12 protein-coding genes are annotated in these 17,423 nt (G+C 35.0%); 8 read left to right on the top strand and 4 right to left on the bottom strand.

The window, feature by feature from the left end; translation table 11 throughout:
• Positions 1-4: 4 nt before the first annotated feature.
• On the bottom strand, positions 5-1,051 hold the full coding sequence (locus tag NSS71_RS15775) for an ABC transporter substrate-binding protein (RefSeq protein ID WP_047944480.1): 1,047 nt from the start codon (positions 1,049-1,051) through the stop codon (positions 5-7).
• A gap of 206 nt (positions 1,052-1,257) precedes the next feature.
• Complete coding sequence (locus tag NSS71_RS15770) at positions 1,258-1,578, bottom strand: Na-translocating system protein MpsC family protein (protein ID WP_047944423.1); 321 nt, start codon at positions 1,576-1,578, stop codon at positions 1,258-1,260.
• A gap of 651 nt (positions 1,579-2,229) precedes the next feature.
• Here NSS71_RS15770 and NSS71_RS15765 point away from each other — a divergent pair.
• Positions 2,230-3,531, top strand: coding sequence for a GntP family permease (locus NSS71_RS15765; RefSeq protein ID WP_172865627.1), 1,302 nt, complete (start codon positions 2,230-2,232; stop codon positions 3,529-3,531).
• A gap of 15 nt (positions 3,532-3,546) precedes the next feature.
• Positions 3,547-4,683 carry a glycerate kinase family protein gene (locus NSS71_RS15760; protein WP_047944421.1) on the top strand — a complete coding sequence of 379 codons (1,137 nt, stop codon included), beginning with the start codon at positions 3,547-3,549 and terminating at the stop codon, positions 4,681-4,683.
• 62 nt (positions 4,684-4,745) lie between these two features.
• Here the strand turns inward: NSS71_RS15760 and NSS71_RS15755 are convergent, their stop codons facing one another.
• Together NSS71_RS15755 and NSS71_RS15750 are read right to left on the bottom strand one after the other, a co-directional pair.
• Positions 4,746-5,771 (bottom strand): CdaR family transcriptional regulator, encoded by a 1,026-nt coding sequence (locus NSS71_RS15755; RefSeq protein WP_047944420.1) that lies wholly within the window; start codon positions 5,769-5,771, stop codon positions 4,746-4,748.
• Between the two features lie 587 nt (positions 5,772-6,358).
• A complete protein-coding gene (locus NSS71_RS15750) occupies positions 6,359-6,622 on the bottom strand; it encodes a SunI/YnzG family protein (RefSeq protein ID WP_047944418.1) in 264 nt (87 codons plus the stop codon).
• A gap of 472 nt (positions 6,623-7,094) precedes the next feature.
• On the opposite strand from NSS71_RS15750, the gene NSS71_RS15745 reads away from it, so the two are divergent.
• From NSS71_RS15745 to NSS71_RS15720, 6 genes are all read left to right on the top strand, one after another.
• Positions 7,095-9,755 (top strand): YhgE/Pip domain-containing protein, encoded by a 2,661-nt coding sequence (locus NSS71_RS15745; RefSeq protein WP_047944417.1) that lies wholly within the window; start codon positions 7,095-7,097, stop codon positions 9,753-9,755.
• A gap of 1,284 nt (positions 9,756-11,039) precedes the next feature.
• Positions 11,040-12,440: a PTS system trehalose-specific EIIBC component gene (gene treP, locus NSS71_RS15740; protein WP_328283166.1), complete on the top strand. Its 1,401-nt coding sequence runs from the start codon at positions 11,040-11,042 to the stop codon at positions 12,438-12,440.
• A gap of 338 nt (positions 12,441-12,778) precedes the next feature.
• Positions 12,779-14,419, top strand: coding sequence for a sensor histidine kinase (locus NSS71_RS15735; protein ID WP_047944415.1), 1,641 nt, complete (start codon positions 12,779-12,781; stop codon positions 14,417-14,419).
• A gap of 7 nt (positions 14,420-14,426) precedes the next feature.
• The gene (locus NSS71_RS15730) at positions 14,427-15,191 is read left to right on the top strand and encodes a response regulator transcription factor (protein ID WP_047944414.1); all 765 of its coding nucleotides are present in this window, start codon (positions 14,427-14,429) and stop codon (positions 15,189-15,191) included.
• Positions 15,192-15,286: 95 nt separating this feature from the next.
• A complete protein-coding gene (locus tag NSS71_RS15725; protein WP_047944413.1) occupies positions 15,287-16,315 on the top strand; it encodes an ABC transporter substrate-binding protein in 1,029 nt (342 codons plus the stop codon).
• A gap of 24 nt (positions 16,316-16,339) precedes the next feature.
• A complete protein-coding gene (locus NSS71_RS15720) occupies positions 16,340-17,422 on the top strand; it encodes an ABC transporter ATP-binding protein (RefSeq protein WP_047944412.1) in 1,083 nt (360 codons plus the stop codon).
• Position 17,423: the final 1 nt, after the last annotated feature.

Below are 17,423 nucleotides of genomic sequence, written 5' to 3'. Positions count from 1 at the left end.
TCTATTATTGAACTAGCTCGCGGTTCCAGCGATCAATCCAGCCCTTTAAGTTATCGTTGATAAATTTCATATCTAATGTGTGCAAGCTGGTGATTACCTCTTCGCCATATGTTAACCCTTGTGCTTCTTCTTCTGTTAATTCGACTTGCGTATTAACCGGTGAATCTACTTTATTTTTAGCTGATTTTTCTTGTGCTTCTTTTCCTAAAATATAGTTGATGAATTTTTCTGATAGTTCTTTTTGGTCTGAACCTTTTACGATGTTTACTGTATTCATAACGGCATATCCACCTTCAGCAGGTGTAACAAATTTAGCATTAGGGACTGCTTCTTTTAAATCAGCAAAGTACATTTCCATGATTGGCCCAGCGGCAATTTCTCCTTGAGCAAACATATTTACATATTCAGAAGTTTGACCATATTCTTTTACAACGCTTGGCATTAAGGATTTTAATTGTTCAAAGGCTTTATCTTCGCTAAAAGTTTGTTCACCGCTAACTAAAGAAGCCACGTCTACCATCATTGGCCCTGTTGTAGAGGTAATGCTAGGGATCGTAATTTTTCCCTTTAAATCTGCACTCCATAGGTCTTTCCAAGAAGCAACGGGTTTTGCTACTTCATCTGGATTATAAGCAATTCCAAATTGCGCTATGGTATAGGCAGGTCCGTACTCTTCACCAAGTGGAGCTTTAGCCGTTTCATAAATATTGTCTAGATTAGTCAGCTTGCTGCGATCAATCGTTTCAAAAACATTATCTTCAATTCCTTGCTGGGCGTAATAGTCGGATAAAAAGATGACGTCAACATCTGAATTTCCTTGTCTCACTTTATTTAAGCGGTCTGCATTATTACCTGTATCTAAGACGATTTCTACATTGTTCTCTTTTTCGAATGGTGCATAAATTTCACTGCGGAAGAAATCTTCATTAAATCCCCAAGTGGAAACAACTAGCTTTTCTTTTTTTTCTTTGCTGTCTGATGCGCCATCGGAACTGCATGCTGCTAATAATAAAAAGGATGATGCGGCTACTGCACTAACTAATTTTTTCATTTTCATTTTAGAACCCTCCGAATGATTTTGTTTTTTTAGGCTTTAAGAAACTCTCTTTCTCGCAAGCTATTAAATAATAAAAAAAGACAAGCTTAAATAGAATTATCCTTCTACTTAAGATTGTCTTTTCTTTGTAAACAAAGATTAAACTTATCTTTTGTATATAGTGGCGTTCTGCTTAGATAAATCCAAGAAGAAATCCAAGATTAATGTTTAGTTAATACAATGTTTGTAAAAGCAAGCTGTGTGAAAGAATCATAATCCCTAAGAATCGCTTCAATATTCCAATTTGTCGTTTCTTCTAGTTGTTCTTTTAGCTTTTTCTTAAAAAGTAAGGACAGATGAAAGTCAACCTCTTGTTTAAGGCTCGGTACTTCTCCTTCGAGAGCAGCAGAGCGGGGGGCACGTGGATGCTTCGCTTGAAGTGTAATCACATTCTGATCAATCGTTACCTTCAATAATGTCGTTCCAGCACCAAACAAATCCTTTGAAATCTTATTGTATACCTGAGATAAAAATCTCTTCATTTCATTTGCATCGATGATAAATCACCTGCCAAACTATTGATATTGGTTATTATACATATCATTTTTGAATAATTCAATAGAATGTGCGGATTTTGGCGAAAAAAATATAAATTTGTCGTTTCTGGAGGAAATAACATGGTAAAAAAACGAACTATGGAGAGATTTGTGAAATGTGTTCTACAGTTTCTCTATAGAGAATCTTTGCTGGAATAGCTAAAGGAAAATTAATTTTAATATTGATAAAATTTTATATATTCCTAACTTTAGTATATTCTCTTTTATTTTTCTAGTAGGAGGGAAGATTTTTTTACATTATTTTAGTGTAAGAGAGAGAGTAGTCATGATAGATTGTAATGTTGCATGAAGAAAATTCTTCTTTTTATAACGGTGATAAAGAAACTGTTTATATATTCCTAACTTAGTTTTTGTGCAAATGAACAAGGAAATTTGGTTGGTTTATCAATTGTTAAAGGGCTTACAATGAAATAGAATGAAACCGTATTCAAATGGTTCTATTTGCAAATGGTTTATAAGGGGTATACACCAATTTTAGTAATATTACCAAACAAGGGCAGAACAAAGGATGATTTTTGGAAGATTCGAATGTAATAGACCGTTATTGTCAAGATTAATAGATTAGGAGGATTATTTATGGCAGCTGGGTTAGAGATTAGTTGGATTGGAGCTTTATGTGGTTTGGCGCTGGCAATTATTTTAATTTTGTTTAAGTTAGCCCCAACTTATTCCCTTATTTTAGGGGCGATTGTTGGAGCATTTATTGGTGGTGCTAATTTTTCAGAGACAATTACGATTTTAGTGTCAGGGACTCAAAGTGTTCAAGGAACAGTTATCCGTATTATTGCTGCAGGGGTTTTTGCAGGTGTCATGATGGAATCTGGGGCAGCAGAAACAATTGCCAAGTTTATTGTTGATAAACTCGGTGGGACAAAGGCTATGCTATCTTTAGCATTAGCTACGATGATCATTACAGCGGTAGGAGTATTCATTCCCGTAGCGGTATTAATTGTCGCACCAATTGCTCTGTCTGTGGCAAAAAAAATGGGTTATTCTAAGATTGCTGTCTTAGTTGCCTTATCCGGAGGGGGAAAAGCAGGAAATATTATATCTCCTAATCCTAATACAATTGCTGCAGCAGGCGGATTTGAGCTTCACGTTAACCAGGTAATGATAGGGGGACTTATTCCAGCTATTTTTGGTGTAATTGTCACAGTATTCCTTGCATCGCTAATTAAGTATAAAGGAACGAAAGTGACAGATCAGGAGGCGGAAGAACTAGAAAATGCAAACGTCTCCAATTTACCGGCTTTATCTAAAGCTTTAATAACTCCAATTATTGCTATTGTTCTATTGATGATTAGTCCAATAGGAGCATTGCTTGGAATAGATGTACTTACAAAATTGAACATTGACTCCTTGTTTATTTTGCCTTTTGCGGCAGTTGTCGGTACGCTGGCGTTAGGGAAAAAAGAAAAGCTGCTGGATTATTGTACAGCTGGCTTAAATAGAATGACACCAACCATTTTAATTATTATTGGTGCAGGTGCTATTGGTGGATTGATTACTGCTTCAGACTTGCCTTCACAAGTAGTTGCCTTAGTAGAATCATCTGGCATTTCTGGCACATTCCTTGCTCCAATTGCAGGAACTTTAATGGCAGCCGCTACAGCATCTACTTCAACAGGGGTTATTTTGGCAACTGGTTCATTCTCAGAAGCAATCTTGAATACTGGCGTCGCACCTATAGCTGCAGCAGTGATGACACATACTGGCGCTACGGTGATTGACCACTTACCACATGGAACTTATTTTCATGTTACTCGCAACGCTATGAATATGAGTATGGCAGACAGAATGAAAGTGGCAGGTTATGAAAGTATTGTTGGCTTAAGCATGACTATTGTAGCAATTATCCTATATGGATTTATTTTATAAAAAGAGGTGGAAGCAATGGGGAAAACATTTTTATTAGCTCCTGATTCATTTAAAGAAAGTATGACAGCAAAAGAAGTATGTGTTGCTATGGAAGCAGGGATAAAAAGAGCAATCCCTGATGCAGAATGTATCCATGTTCCAATGGCAGATGGCGGAGAGGGGACGGTTCAATCACTAGTAGACGCTACAGGCGGTACACTAGTTACAAAGGAAGTTACAGGACCCCTTCATACACCAGTTTTAGCACAGTATGGTATTTTAGGAGACGGTAAGACTGCTGTCATTGAAATGGCATCTGCAAGCGGAATCCATCATGTTAACAAAGAAACAAAAAATCCCCTTATTACCACAACTTTTGGAACAGGGGAATTAATAAGGGAATGTATAGAGCGAGGCATTACAGATATTATATTGGGAATTGGCGGGAGCGCAACAAATGATGGCGGAACGGGTATGGCCGCTGCGCTTGGCTATAAATTTTTAGATAAAGATGGAAATGAATTGTTGTTTGGCGGCGGTTATTTAAATGAACTTAATACAATTGATTGTTCTCATGTTATCCCACAGTTGAAAAATGTGCATATATTGGTTGCATCGGATGTCACAAACCCATTGTGTGGAGAAAATGGAGCATCGGTTGTCTTTGGTCCCCAAAAGGGTGCTACTCCAGAGATGATCCAAATTTTAGATAGAAACCTACGTCACTACGCTAACAAGGTGAAAGAGTATCTTGGAATCGATATAGTAGATACAGCTGGTGCAGGTGCTGCAGGTGGCCTAGGGGCAGGTTTACTTGCTTTCACTCATTCAACGATGAAGAAAGGAATAGATATCGTAATCGAATATACCAATTTAAAGGAAAAGTTAAAAGCAGTAGATTATTGTTTTACAGGAGAAGGCGGCATTGATTTTCAAACAAAGTTTGGCAAAGCCCCATATGGAGTTTCACAAGCAGCTAAAAGTGTGAACCGTGACATTAAAGTAATCGCACTGGCAGGGTGTATTGGTCAGGATGTGGAAGTTTTGTACGAAGAAGGTTTTGATGCCATTTTTGGGATTGTCCCTGGAGCAGCTTCGATTGACACTTTGCTGGCTCAAGGAAAAGAAAATCTTGCAAGAACGGCAGAGAGTATTGCAAGACTATTAAAATAGCATTGCTTGATTTCATACGAGTATATAGCTGAAGCTGTTCCTTTGACTTAGGAGCAGCTTCTTCACTTGATACGATTAATTAACATAAAGATTAGTTCTACAAGATCCAATATATTTTTAGGATCTTTCCCTGTAATTTTATGAATACGATTCAATCGATAATTTAATGTATTTCTATGTACAATCAGCTGGCTGGCTGTTTCATTCATATTCATATTGCAGTTAAGGTAAGCCTGGAGTGTCTTGATAAGTTCATCATTTGTTTCCAGCAAGTCTGACTGAAGGGCTGTTTTTTTTATTTTTTGCAAAGAATAAGATAAATCGGCAATAAACTCACAATCAGCATAAAATATGATTTTCTGATGAAGAAACAACCCTTTTAGTACTTTTAATGCCAATTTTGTCTGAAGAAAACCATCCGCGATTTTATCATTTATTTTGCTAACGGAAATAAAGATATCTTGATATTTAGCTAGATTCTCTAGCAGCTCTTCCATGTTGTTTGGCTCTTGCACAACCACACATAGTGTAGTTTGATAGGGCTGAAAGAAAGGAAAATCTTTGACTATAGTCTCATCAACGTTTTTCTGAAATTCGATATAGACTAGTTGACTTGGTTTATTTAGCTGAACATTATAGGAGGATGCCTGGTCTATTAAATCCTTTGTATAAATAGTATTTGAGTCTATTAATAAGTTGAAAAATTCCTGTTTTACATTCTTTCTCCTATTTTCTTTTTCCGAAGCAATGCTCTGTTCAATTAATAGCAGAACGGTTGACTTCACTAGTTTTCCAAAAGGGCTGGTTTCCTTTATCTCCCCGCTAATACCAACTACTCCTAATATAGACTTATTCCATTCAATAGGCAGATTAATTCCTTTCTTGACAAATTCTTCATCCTTTTCAATAGGAACTATTCTTTTTTGTTTGATGGCAGCAACTGCACCATGATGGAGCGTGCCGATTCTTTCTTTATTGCCACTGCCAATGATAATGCCTGTTTTATCCATAATATTAATATTATATGGAATATCCTTCATCATTTTATTTACAATTTTTTGTGCCTGTTTGGGTGTTAATTCATACATTTTAACTGGCTCACCACCTTTTAAATAAGAAAGAAAAATACTTGCTATTATATAGTATATATGAGAATTAGATATTTGATTTTTTATATTGCAAAGGAATAGTCGAAAGCACTTCATTTAATGGAAATTAAAAGTAGAGAGAAAACCAAAACAATTCAGTACTCTAAAAAATATCTGGATACTTTTTTTGAAAATACTTTAAAAGAACGGGTAAATTTTTCTGAAACTCTAAACAAATCTGCTGGCCTAATGGAGCGGCATAAATATTCTTTTGGCAAAACGGGCAGACATCCTTTTCTTTGAATATGTGTTTTACATTCAAGGGAAAAGGTTCAGTAGAATTTCCAATTAGAAAGTGATAATCATGATTTTCTATGCGGAATAAAATTTCCAGTCCCTTAAAGCTGCTTGACGGATAAATCTTGGTTACCTCAATAGGAAGTTCGTTAATCAAAAGCATAGTTAGATTCAATCCTTAATATTTATTGTATAGTCTTATTAATAAAATAAACTATATCATTAAATGATAGCGTGTTCAAATAGGAATAAACACCACAAATCAGCCAATATTGTGGTGGTAAAGAAATTTAACTTCCCTTCATAAAATCCAAAATCTTATCCTTCAAATTTCCGATACTTGTAAAAATAATATAATTATCTGTTTTGGTATGTATGATGATCCTGTCAGTGTTTCCATAAGGGAGACCAATTCGTATTCCGCTTATTTCTTTCCCGGCATATGTTTCATCATTTGTTACTGCTGTTATATCTGATAAGAGTATTTCAATGGTACTTAGCTGCCATTTTATTTGTAACTTGTTATTGTTCTTTGTTACTTTGACTTCCAACATTCCCATTCACTCCTTTTAACTATGTTTACGGAGATGATGGGGAAAAGTTTCATGGGATAAGTAACTCTCTAAAAGAGTATGAGCAAGCATACTGACTGGTCTTAACACAAAGTTTTATTGCTCTGTATAACTTGGGGTGAGCATGAAAAAGAAACGGAAATGGTGGAATAGAAATGAAAGTTCTGATGATACTCCGGTGTTTTTTCTTAGCAGGTTGTTGTGTTTTGATTACTTGCGCTTTGTGTGAATTCCTTTCTTCATTTATGTTTAGTTGAATCACTTGAAATGGTATCATAGAGAAATATTAGGTTTTTTCCAATATATACTAAGAAAAAAGAGGATGGATTCTAGATGACTGCCGTTATTAAGATGATAAGGATTTCAGGAGGAAGCTTTTGTTTGAGACTTTATAAGAATCGCTCCTCTGAATGCTTTTCTATTCATCTTCATAAACTAACGAAGGGTGATTTTTTTGAAGAATGTTTTTACTATTTACCGAAATGATTGGATTCGTATTTTTAAGGCGCCTGTTGCGGCACTTCTAATTGTGGCTTTAATGGTGCTGCCATCTCTATATGCTTGGTTTAATTTGGCGGCTTCATGGGATCCATATTCGAATACGAGTGGGATAAAAATTGCAGTAACAAGTGAAGACGAAGGAGCAGTTATTCGCGATTCCTCCGTCAATATTGGCGATGAAATTGTTTCAAGCTTAAAGAAAAATGATAAGCTTGGCTGGGAATTTGTAAGTAAAGAAAAAGCGAAGGAGGGTGTTACGAAAGGAGAGTATTATGCAAGCCTGTACATCCCTCATGATTTTTCCGCTAAGATTGCAACTATTTTAGAGGACAAACAAGTAAAACCAGAGATTGATTATAGTGTAAATGAAAAGTTAAATGCAATCGCACCAAAGATGACTTCTACTGGTGCCTCGACGATTGTGCAGCAAGTAAAGGAAAACTTTATTCATACGGTAAGTGAATCCGTATTGAGTGTATTTAATGATGCTGGAATTAAGCTGGAAGAAGAATTGCCGACGATTAGAAATATAGAAGAGAAAATTTTCGCATTAGAAAAAGAAGTTCCGAAAATAAATGAATTAGGAGAAAAAGTAGTAACACTGGAAGGTAAGTTGCCTGAAATCAATAAGCAAGCACAAAAAATTTTAACATTAGAAGCAGCTTTTCCAGATATTAATGAAGCGAGTAAAAATATCCTGTTATTAGAAGAAAAGCTTCCGGAACTAGATAAGGTTGGTGAAGGCATTCTAGTCTTACAGGAAAAGGCGCCAGAAATTCAAAAGTTAGCGGATGGCGTGATGGAGCTAGATGCTCATTTTTCTGACATTAGTGAAATGGTAACAAAAGCATTATCGAATGTAGAAGACATGCAGTCATTTTTGGAAACAGCAAGTGGTTCATTAGAGAAAATCGAACAAGGGATAAATAACGGGAAGCAATTAGCAGATACACTGCCGGCGTTTATCGATGCAAATGGGCAAGCGCTCGATGCAGTAGGGCCAGTATATAAACAAAATCTTCTTCTCCATCAGAAAACGGCTGATGCTGTTCACCAATTTGCTGCATTAGTTCAAAATGGTAATCTTACTGAAGAGGAAGCAAAAACAAATGCAGTAGCTTTGCAAGCACAAGTGCAAACTAGTATCGATAGTTTAACACGTTCCGTTGCATTATTTACTACTCTAAATAGTGTAACTCCAAATGGAGATGATGCTCTTTTGTCTGAAATTAAAGACTTACAGGCATTACAAACCAATTTTCAGCAAGAAAAAAAGCTGCTACATACGATTCAAGCAGAGGATAAGGAGAAAGCATCCAGTTTATTGGCGTTGTCGCAAGAGGCAATTGAGCTTAGTACTACTCTAATGAATCGTTATGACAAGCAAACAGAGCCAGCTATACATCGTGCTATAGAGGGGATAAAGGATTCGGCTCAAAATGCAATGAATGATTTGGAAAGTGCACAGGCGAATATACCAAAGCTAGAAGAGATATTAAAAAATACGGATGAGTCACTTGCCTTTGCGCAAGAAGAATTAACAAAGCTTCATTCTGACTTACCTACAATAGAAAAGAAGATTCATGAAGCAACAAACCTTATCAAGAAAAATATGGACAAAGTTTTAGCAGGCATTAATGATGCCGCAGAATTTTATCAAAAATCTTTTCCGAGTCTGAAAGAGAAGTTTCATGAAGCAGCAAACTTTGTTCGTAATGATCTTCCCGCGGCTGAACAAGATATTTCTAAAGTAGCTGCATTTATTAAGACGGATTTACCTAGAGTGGAAGATGCTGTTCATAAAGCGGCAGATATGGTACAAAATGAATTGCCAAATTTAGAAGCGACGTTGACTAAAACGGCAGATTCTATTCGGAAATTTGAAGATGAATATGATTTAGGGGAAATTATTTCCTTGTTGAAAAATGATATACAACAAGAAAGTGACTTTATATCAGATCCGATTGTATTAAATGAAAATTCTTTATTTCCTATTCCTAATTATGGATCAGCGAATTCGCCTTTTTATACAACCTTGAGTTTATGGGTTGGTGCCTTGCTGCTCATTTCTTTATTACGCGTGGATGTTCGAGATCCTGAGGGGATTTACACACCGAACCAAGTATACTTTGGCAGATGGCTCACCTTTGTCACAATTGGATTATGTCAAAGCTTGATTGTGACACTAGGAGATATGTTTATCTTAAAGGCATATGTAGCTGAACCAGTTGCATTCGTATTGTTCAGCATGTTTATCAGCTTAGTATTTATGACAATTGTTTACACATTAGTTTCTGTTTTTGGCAACTTAGGTAAGGGATTAGCGATTATTTTTCTTGTATTGCAGCTATCTGGTTCTGGAGGGACTTTTCCTATTCAGGTTGCACCACCTTTTTTCCAAAAAATTAATCCTTACCTACCATTTACACATGCGATCAACCTGTTAAGAGAAACCGTAGGTGGGATGGTAAAGGAAAAAGTACTATTTTCAATCAGTATGCTTATAGTCTTTAGTGTAATTGCTTTGATTATTGCTCTATTTTTAAAAAAGCCATTAGCAAATGGAACAAGAAAAATGACAGAAAAGGCAAAAGCAAGCGAGATTATACATTAATAGGGACTACGTGGATAAGGAATCTCCCATTATGGAAAGCGAAGGACTGTTTCTACATGATAGAACAGTCTTTTTGCTTTTATTTTTAAGAATAATGTAATGCCGAAAAGGGTAAAAGAAGGAAGGAATCAGCCTTATTAAGTGTTTATGTTAATTATGTAAGCTTTAAGGAAAACTGATGTTGGCTGAAAAAATTCGACTTTAGCTGAAAAGCCAGTGAGATTGGCTGATAAAACAGAAGTTTGGCTGAAAAGCCCCCAGTTTTGGCTGATAAAAATGAAGATTGGCTGAAAAGCCCCTAGCTTTGGCTGATAAAAATGAAGATTGGCTGAAAAGCCCCCAGTTTTGGCTGATAAAAATGAAGATTGGCTGAAAAGCCCCTAGCTTTGGCTGATAAGATCGAAGTTTGGCTGAAAAGCCCCTAACTTTGGCTGATAAAACAGAAGTTTGGCTGAAAGCCCCCAGTTTTGGCTGATAAAAATGAAGATTGGCTGAAAAGTCAGCGGGTTTGGCTGATAAAACAGAAGATTGGCTGAAAAGCCCCTAACTTTGGCTGATAAAAATGAAGATTGGCTGAAAAGCCCCCAGTTTTGGCTGATAAAAATGAAGATTGGCTGAAAAGCCCCTAGCTTTGGCTGATAAAATCGAAGTTTGGCTGAAAAGCCCCTAGCTTTGGCTGATAAGATCGAAGTTTGGCTGAAAAGCCCCTAACTTTGGCTGATAAAATCGAAGTTTGGCTGAAAAGCCCCTAACTTTGGCTGATAAAACAGAAGTTTACCTGAAAACCCAACAGATTTGACTGATAAAACCCCATTTAGGCTAGAATCCTCTCATCTTTGCCATAATGGGAAGCCTTTTTCCAGTAATTTCTCCTATATTTTACTACTCCTTTGACATAAACAGCTGATGGCTAATGGTCCATTGTAAGTATTTGCTTTCCAAACTCAAACTATTGAAACATACCTGAAATACTACAGAAAAGAATTAATATCTTCTCCATTCAGCTATGGAAGGTTGGCAGGTTTTAATATCATCAACAAATAAAATACTATTCTACTTACTTAATCTTCTGCTTGTGTTAGGACTACTAATAGGATTTATTTCTCTAATCTAATGGAAAAAAATACTATTGTAAACGTATTATCCTTTTTATTGACAACTTGTATATACATCTATATCATTAGTTTTATGACATGTATATACAAGATTCGACAAGATTTGCAAACGTTTTTATTAGTATTGGAATAGAATTTACTTTCATCATAGAATAGGAGGACGTAAGAAATGAGCATAGATAAACAGCAGGTTAGTAATATAATTGAAGCGATTGGCGGCAAAGAGAATATTTATGCTGCAACGCACTGTGTGACCAGATTACGATTTGCATTAGCAGATGAAGCAAAAGTAGATAAAGAGAAGCTTGAATCATTAGATTTAGTGAAAGGGTCTTTTTCGACAAATGGTCAATTTCAAGTAGTAATTGGTCCAGGTACGGTGGAGAAGGTTTATAAAGAGTTAATCAATCAAACGGGTGCATCCGAAGGGTCGAAGGATGATGTCAAAAAAGCCTCAGAACAAAATTTAAATCCATTACAGCGTGCTGTAAAAATGTTAGCTGATATATTTATTCCGATTTTGCCTGCGATTGTAACAGCTGGTTTACTAATGGGAATCAATAATGTCTTAACAGGTGAAGGTATCTTTTTTGAGCAATCGGTGGTTCAAGCGTATCCACAATGGGCAGACTTTGCTAGTATTATCAATTTAATAGCTAATACAGCGTTTACTTTTTTACCTGGTTTAATCGGCTGGTCTGCAATGACTAGATTTGGCGGCAGTCCTTTATTAGGGATTGTGCTTGGATTAATGCTCGTTCATCCTGATTTATTGAATGCATGGGGATATGGAAAGGCAGAAGAAATACCGACATGGAACATTTTTGGCTTAGAAGTAGAAAAGGTTGGCTATCAAGGTCAAGTTTTACCAGTCCTGCTTGCTTCCTATGTTTTAGCTAAGTTAGAAATTTTCTTAAGAAACAGAATCCCAGATTCCTTTCAAATGTTATTCGTAGCACCTATTGCTTTACTTGTAACTGGTTTTGTATCATTTATTGCAATAGGTCCAATCACATTTTTTATCGGAAACATGATTACAGATGGAGTTGTAGCAATCTTTGATTTTGCGCCAATTTTAGGTGGATTAATATACGGCGGATTATATGCACCGCTTGTTATTACTGGTATGCATCATACCTTCTTAGCAGTAGATTTGCAGTTGATCGGAAGCACTGGAGGAACATTTCTATGGCCGATGGTTGCTTTATCCAATATTGCTCAAGGGTCAGCAGCACTTGCCATGTTGTTTATATTAAAAGATGAAAAATTAAAGAGTTTGTCAGTAACTTCAGCTATCTCCGCGTATCTTGGTGTTACGGAGCCAGCGTTGTTTGGTGTTAATCTGCGCTTCCGCTTTGCCTTTATTTCGGCCATTATTGGATCTGCTATAGCTGGTGCTTTTATTTCTATCCAAGCAGTAAAAGCACCTTCAATAGGAGTAGGCGGCTTGCCAGGATTCCTGTCCATTTTCCCTAATAATTGGGGAGCATTCTTTATTGGAATGGCCATTGTAATAATCGTCCCATTCCTTTTAACAATATTATTTGCAAAAGTGCGCAAGGCGCAATAAATAGTAGAGTATTTATAACAGAAGGTATCAATGATTCCTATTGATATCTTCTGTTTTTATTTACATAAATGACTAAGCAAAAAAAGTGAAAAGAAATCTATGCTTCTTTTTATCTTATATGGTGAAGAATTCATTAATATGCGACTTACAATATGATCCTGAAAGTCATATAATTCGCATAGAACAATCCTATTTATCTTGAATTGTCTCTTCTGCTGTTTTTGGTATTTAATAGTTTGTGAGTATCGTTTTTCAAATTACCTTTCCAATTTTTAATTATCTTGGTAAAGTAGTCGTAACAATAAGGAGTTAGTAGAGAAAGGTGGGTGAATCATTTTTTGAAAACGTTTAAATTTAAAGATAGATTACGAAAGGAAATTATGGTAAGTTCGCTTATTACTATCTCGCTGGCTTCCTTGGTGATTTTTGGAGGACTATTTGGCTACTATTACTATTCAATCAACCAAGAAATAACAGAAGAAAGGGAAAGGATTACTAAACAGTATAAAAGTATAACTAGTTACCTTGATGAAAATTTAGAAATGTACAGCGAAACCATATTTGCAAGATATGTAGATGGAAAATTAACTGATAGAGATTTATATGAAGAGTATTATCACCTTCTAAGCAGAAAGGAAAGGAATGTCAGAATTCGGTTATTATTATTGGATAAAAATAAAAATTTATTATTTGATAGTGAGAAGAAAGAAGATATTAGGTTGATCTATTTCTTAAATACGGTAGTGGATAATAATCCATTAGAGGAAAAAGTTATACGTCGGATATTTATGACTCCTCAAAGAGAGCATACCTTATTATCTTTAAAAAAGATAAAGGAGGATTCCTATACGATTGGATATGCTGCCTTTTTAATGAATGGAAATGATTTTCTGCAAAACTCTTCAGGAAATGGAACCCAATATCTACTGTATGATAATTATCATAATGTTTTCTCCAGTAGCTCATTCGAATTTTTAAAAGGATCTTTAGAAAAAGTAAGTTCAGAAGTAAGGGATGGAAATTTCCAAAGTGAAGAAGGGAACTATTACTCCAAACATAGACTGCTGGAATCAAATATGAATTTAATTGTTTATAAAAAATTAGAATCACTAAACATATTATGGCGCTTTTCGTTTAGCATCGTCATGATTTTGGTTTTCTTTTTATTACTTTTTTCTCGTTATTCCTCTAAAAAGATTGCTTACAATAATTCTAGATATGTGGAATTTATATCCAATGAAATGAAAAAAGTAACAAATAATAAAAACTATCGCTTTAAGATAGAGTCAAAAGATGAATTCCAATTTTTGAGTGAAAATATAAATCAAATGCTCGATGAATTAGAGGAATTAAATCAAAATAACATTTCTTTACTAAAGGAAAATGTCATCTCAGAACGCAAAATGCTAGAGGCGCAATTTAATCCTCACTTTCTGTATAATACATTGGAAACGATACGAGTAGCAACTTATTATGATACAGAATTAGCTAACAAATTAATCTTAAATCTAAATACCATTTTGAGATATAGCATTTCCAAAATGAATGAAGTAGCAGCCATTAAAACCGATATGCTTTATATTAAAAACTATTTGGAAATTTGCAAAGAACGGTTTGAGCGATTTACGTTTGACATAACGATAGAGGAACAAACAGAGGAATTCCTCATTCCGAAATTGTTAATTTTGCCAATAGTAGAAAATAGTATCAAATATGGATTTAGAGATAGAAGCGATTTACATTTATCAATTAATATCCTCAGAACTGGGGAAAGTTTGACGATACAAATAAGCGATAATGGAGGAGGTATAGATGATAGTACGTTAGTTAAAGTAAATTCAAATGTATTTAAGAAAAGTGGGAACCATCATGGCCTATATAATGCAAAGAGAAGATTATTATTAATGTACCCAAATTCTTACTTCAAAGTAAAAAGTCCTGGGGAACATACGACTGTAATTATGAAAATCAGGGAGTGAGAGAAAAGTGTACAGAGTTCTCATTATTGAAGATGAAAAGTTAATAAGAAAATGGCTGCGTTATGGTTTTGATTATGAATCAGTTAATTGCGTAGTAATTGGAGAAGCAAGTGATGGGGAAGAAGGAATTGAACTTATAAATGAACTAAAGCCTGATATTGTCATTACAGATATTAATATGCCAAGAAAAAATGCCTTTCAAATGCTTGAAGAAACAAAATATCTTATTTTTTCAAAAATTATTGTCTCGGGATATAATGATTTTCCTAATGCAAAAAAGGCAATTTCTTATGACGCAGTTGAATTTATTGTAAAACCGATAAATGAATCAGAATTAAAAGAAGCTATCAGAAAAGCAGGGTCAATGGTAGATATATTGAAACTGGAACAAAAGGAAAAGCAGAAAATAGACGATATGATTAAGGGGTTAGCACATTCATCTTTTGAGGGTCATTATGATCATTTAGTTAAGCAGATGATTCAATATATTGAGAAAAATTACGCAAAAAAGTTTACTTTTAATGCAGTGTCAAATGAACTGGGATATAGCTCATCTCTTCTTTATAAGAAATTTAAAGAGGAAACCAAACAAACTTTTAATGAATACCTGAATCAATATCGAATAAAAAAATCAATTGAAGAGGTTCAACGCGGAGAGTATAAAATTTATCAAATAGCTGAAAAAGTTGGTTTCACTGATTATAAGTATTTTAATCAAGTGTTTAAGAAATACACAGGATATACTTGTACTGAATTTTTGGAGAGAAAGTAGTGTAGAATTTTCTCTGAATTTATAGAATAGTACCATTTGAAAGCGTTTGCTTATATATTATCCTAAACATATCAATGATAAGGAGAGGATAATAAATGAAAAGATATTGGAAAATGTTCATTTTAGTAGTTGTGGGTGTATTAGCACTAACTGCTTGTTCATCTGAAGAGAAAGCGGGAGAAGGAGCATCGGATAAATTAGTTATTTACACACCAAATTCAGAAGGGTTAATTAATGCGACAATCCCTGCATTTGAAGAAAAATATGGAATCAAGGTTGAGTTAATTCAAGCTGGTACAGGAGAGTTATTCAAAAAGTTGGAAAGCGAAAAAGACTCTCCAGTGGCGGATGTAATGTTTGGAGGAACCTATACTACTTATGCTCTTCATGGAGAATTATTCGAAGAATATGTTTCTGCTGAAAACGAAAACGTAATAGAGGAATATCGTAATACTAATGGATATTCTACTCCATTTACTTTAGATGGAAGTGTACTTGTTGTAAATAAAGATCTGACAAAAGGAATGGATATTAAAGGATATGCTGATTTATTGAATCCCGAGTTAAAAGGAAAAATCTCTACAGCTGATCCAGTTAATTCATCAAGTGCATTTTCTCAATTAACGAATATTTTACTTGCAAAGGGCGGATATGATTCAGATGATGCCTGGAATTATGTAGAAGATCTCTTTACAAATATAGATGGAAAAATCAACTCTAGTTCTAGTAATGTATATAAAACAGTGGCAGATGGAGAGATGGCAGTTGGGTTATCTTATGAAGATCCGACAGTGAAGTTATTGAATGATGGAGCGAATGTTGAAATTATTTATCCAGAAGAAGGTACGGTTTTCTTACCTGCAAACTCAGCGGTTGTAAAAAATGCCAAAAATATGGATAATGCGAAAAAATTCCTTGATTTCATTATTTCTAAAGATGTTCAAGAGGTACTAGCAAAATCAACAACTAATAGACCAGTTAGAGATGATGTAGAAATCGGAGAAAATATGAAGCCGCTTGCAGATATTAAGACATTAACAGAAGACTATGAATATGTTATTAAGCATAAGGATGAAATTGTCCAACATTATAATGAAATATTTGTTGATATTCAATCTAAATAATGAGAGGCCAGGAGGTGAAAGAGAATGAGTTTTATTAATATAGAGCATGCCAAAAAGGAATATGGAGGAGTAGCGGTAATTCCAGATCTAACCCTGAACATAAAAGATGGATCTTTATTTACCCTATTAGGTCCATCTGGATGTGGGAAAACAACCTTACTGAGAATGATAGCTGGTTTTAATTCAATAGAAGGAGGAAACTTCTATTTTAATGAGAACAGAATAAATGATAAAGAACCAAGTAAAAGAAATATCGGAATGGTATTTCAAAACTACGCAATCTTTCCTCATTTAACGGTAAGAGAAAATGTAGAATTTGGTTTAAAACAAAGAAAACTTACGAAAGAGGAAATCCAACAGAGGACGACTCAATATTTGAAATTAATGCAAATTGAGCAATATAGTGAGCGGAAACCAGAAAAATTAAGTGGTGGACAACAGCAGCGTGTTGCGCTAGCACGTGCATTAGCAATAAATCCTGATGTACTACTGATGGATGAACCGCTAAGTAACTTAGATGCTAAATTAAGACTTGATATGCGCCAAGCTATTAGGGATATCCAAAGAGAAGTGGGAATAACAACCGTATATGTTACCCATGATCAAGAAGAAGCCATGGCAATTTCAGATCAGATTGCTGTTATGAATAATGGAGTAATTCAGCAAATTGGAAGTCCGAAAGAATTATATCACCGCCCTGCTAATGAATTTGTTGCTACCTTTATTGGGAGAACTAATATACAAGAAGCGAAACTAGTTTCCACTGGAGATAGTGCCACAATAGAGTTCGAAAATGGTTTTAATCTTCCCTTTGATGAACTAGCCAGCGAACATAGTCAAAGAGTTAGAGTGAGTATTAGACCAGAGGAATATGTAAGAACAAAGCAAAATCCTGATACTATTCGTGGCGTAATAACTGATAGTGTCTACCTAGGAATGAATACGGAATATTTCATTCATCTGGATACAGGAGAAAATATTCAAGTAAGTGAAGAGTCAACATTTGAAGAGGATTTGAAGGCTGGGGATGAAGTCTGGCTGGCGATAAATAAACAAAAAATCAATATATTTACTGATGATGGTTCACGTAATTTATTGGGGGTGTAAA

It is taken from the genome of Niallia sp. FSL W8-0951 (genome assembly GCF_038006525.1).
GTDB lineage: Bacteria > Bacillota > Bacilli > Bacillales > Cytobacillaceae > Niallia > Niallia circulans.
Note: the sequence above shows the minus strand (reverse complement) of the source record. Positions and strands in the feature narration are given on the sequence as shown.

Excerpts from the sequence above, each read along its gene's own strand:
- treP (WP_328283166.1), top strand. The coding sequence starts at position 11,040 with ATGAGCATAGATAAACAGCAGGTTAGTAATATAATTGAAGCGATTGGC.
- NSS71_RS15755 (WP_047944420.1), bottom strand. The coding sequence starts at position 5,771 with ATGTATGAATTAACACCCAAACAGGCACAAAAAATTGTAAATAAAATG.
- NSS71_RS15725 (WP_047944413.1), top strand. The coding sequence starts at position 15,287 with ATGAAAAGATATTGGAAAATGTTCATTTTAGTAGTTGTGGGTGTATTA.
- NSS71_RS15760 (WP_047944421.1), top strand. The coding sequence starts at position 3,547 with ATGGGGAAAACATTTTTATTAGCTCCTGATTCATTTAAAGAAAGTATG.
- NSS71_RS15750 (WP_047944418.1), bottom strand. The coding sequence starts at position 6,622 with ATGTTGGAAGTCAAAGTAACAAAGAACAATAACAAGTTACAAATAAAA.
- NSS71_RS15720 (WP_047944412.1), top strand. The coding sequence starts at position 16,340 with ATGAGTTTTATTAATATAGAGCATGCCAAAAAGGAATATGGAGGAGTA.
- NSS71_RS15770 (WP_047944423.1), bottom strand. The coding sequence starts at position 1,578 with ATGAAGAGATTTTTATCTCAGGTATACAATAAGATTTCAAAGGATTTG.
- NSS71_RS15775 (WP_047944480.1), bottom strand. The coding sequence starts at position 1,051 with ATGAAAAAATTAGTTAGTGCAGTAGCCGCATCATCCTTTTTATTATTA.
- NSS71_RS15765 (WP_172865627.1), top strand. The coding sequence starts at position 2,230 with ATGGCAGCTGGGTTAGAGATTAGTTGGATTGGAGCTTTATGTGGTTTG.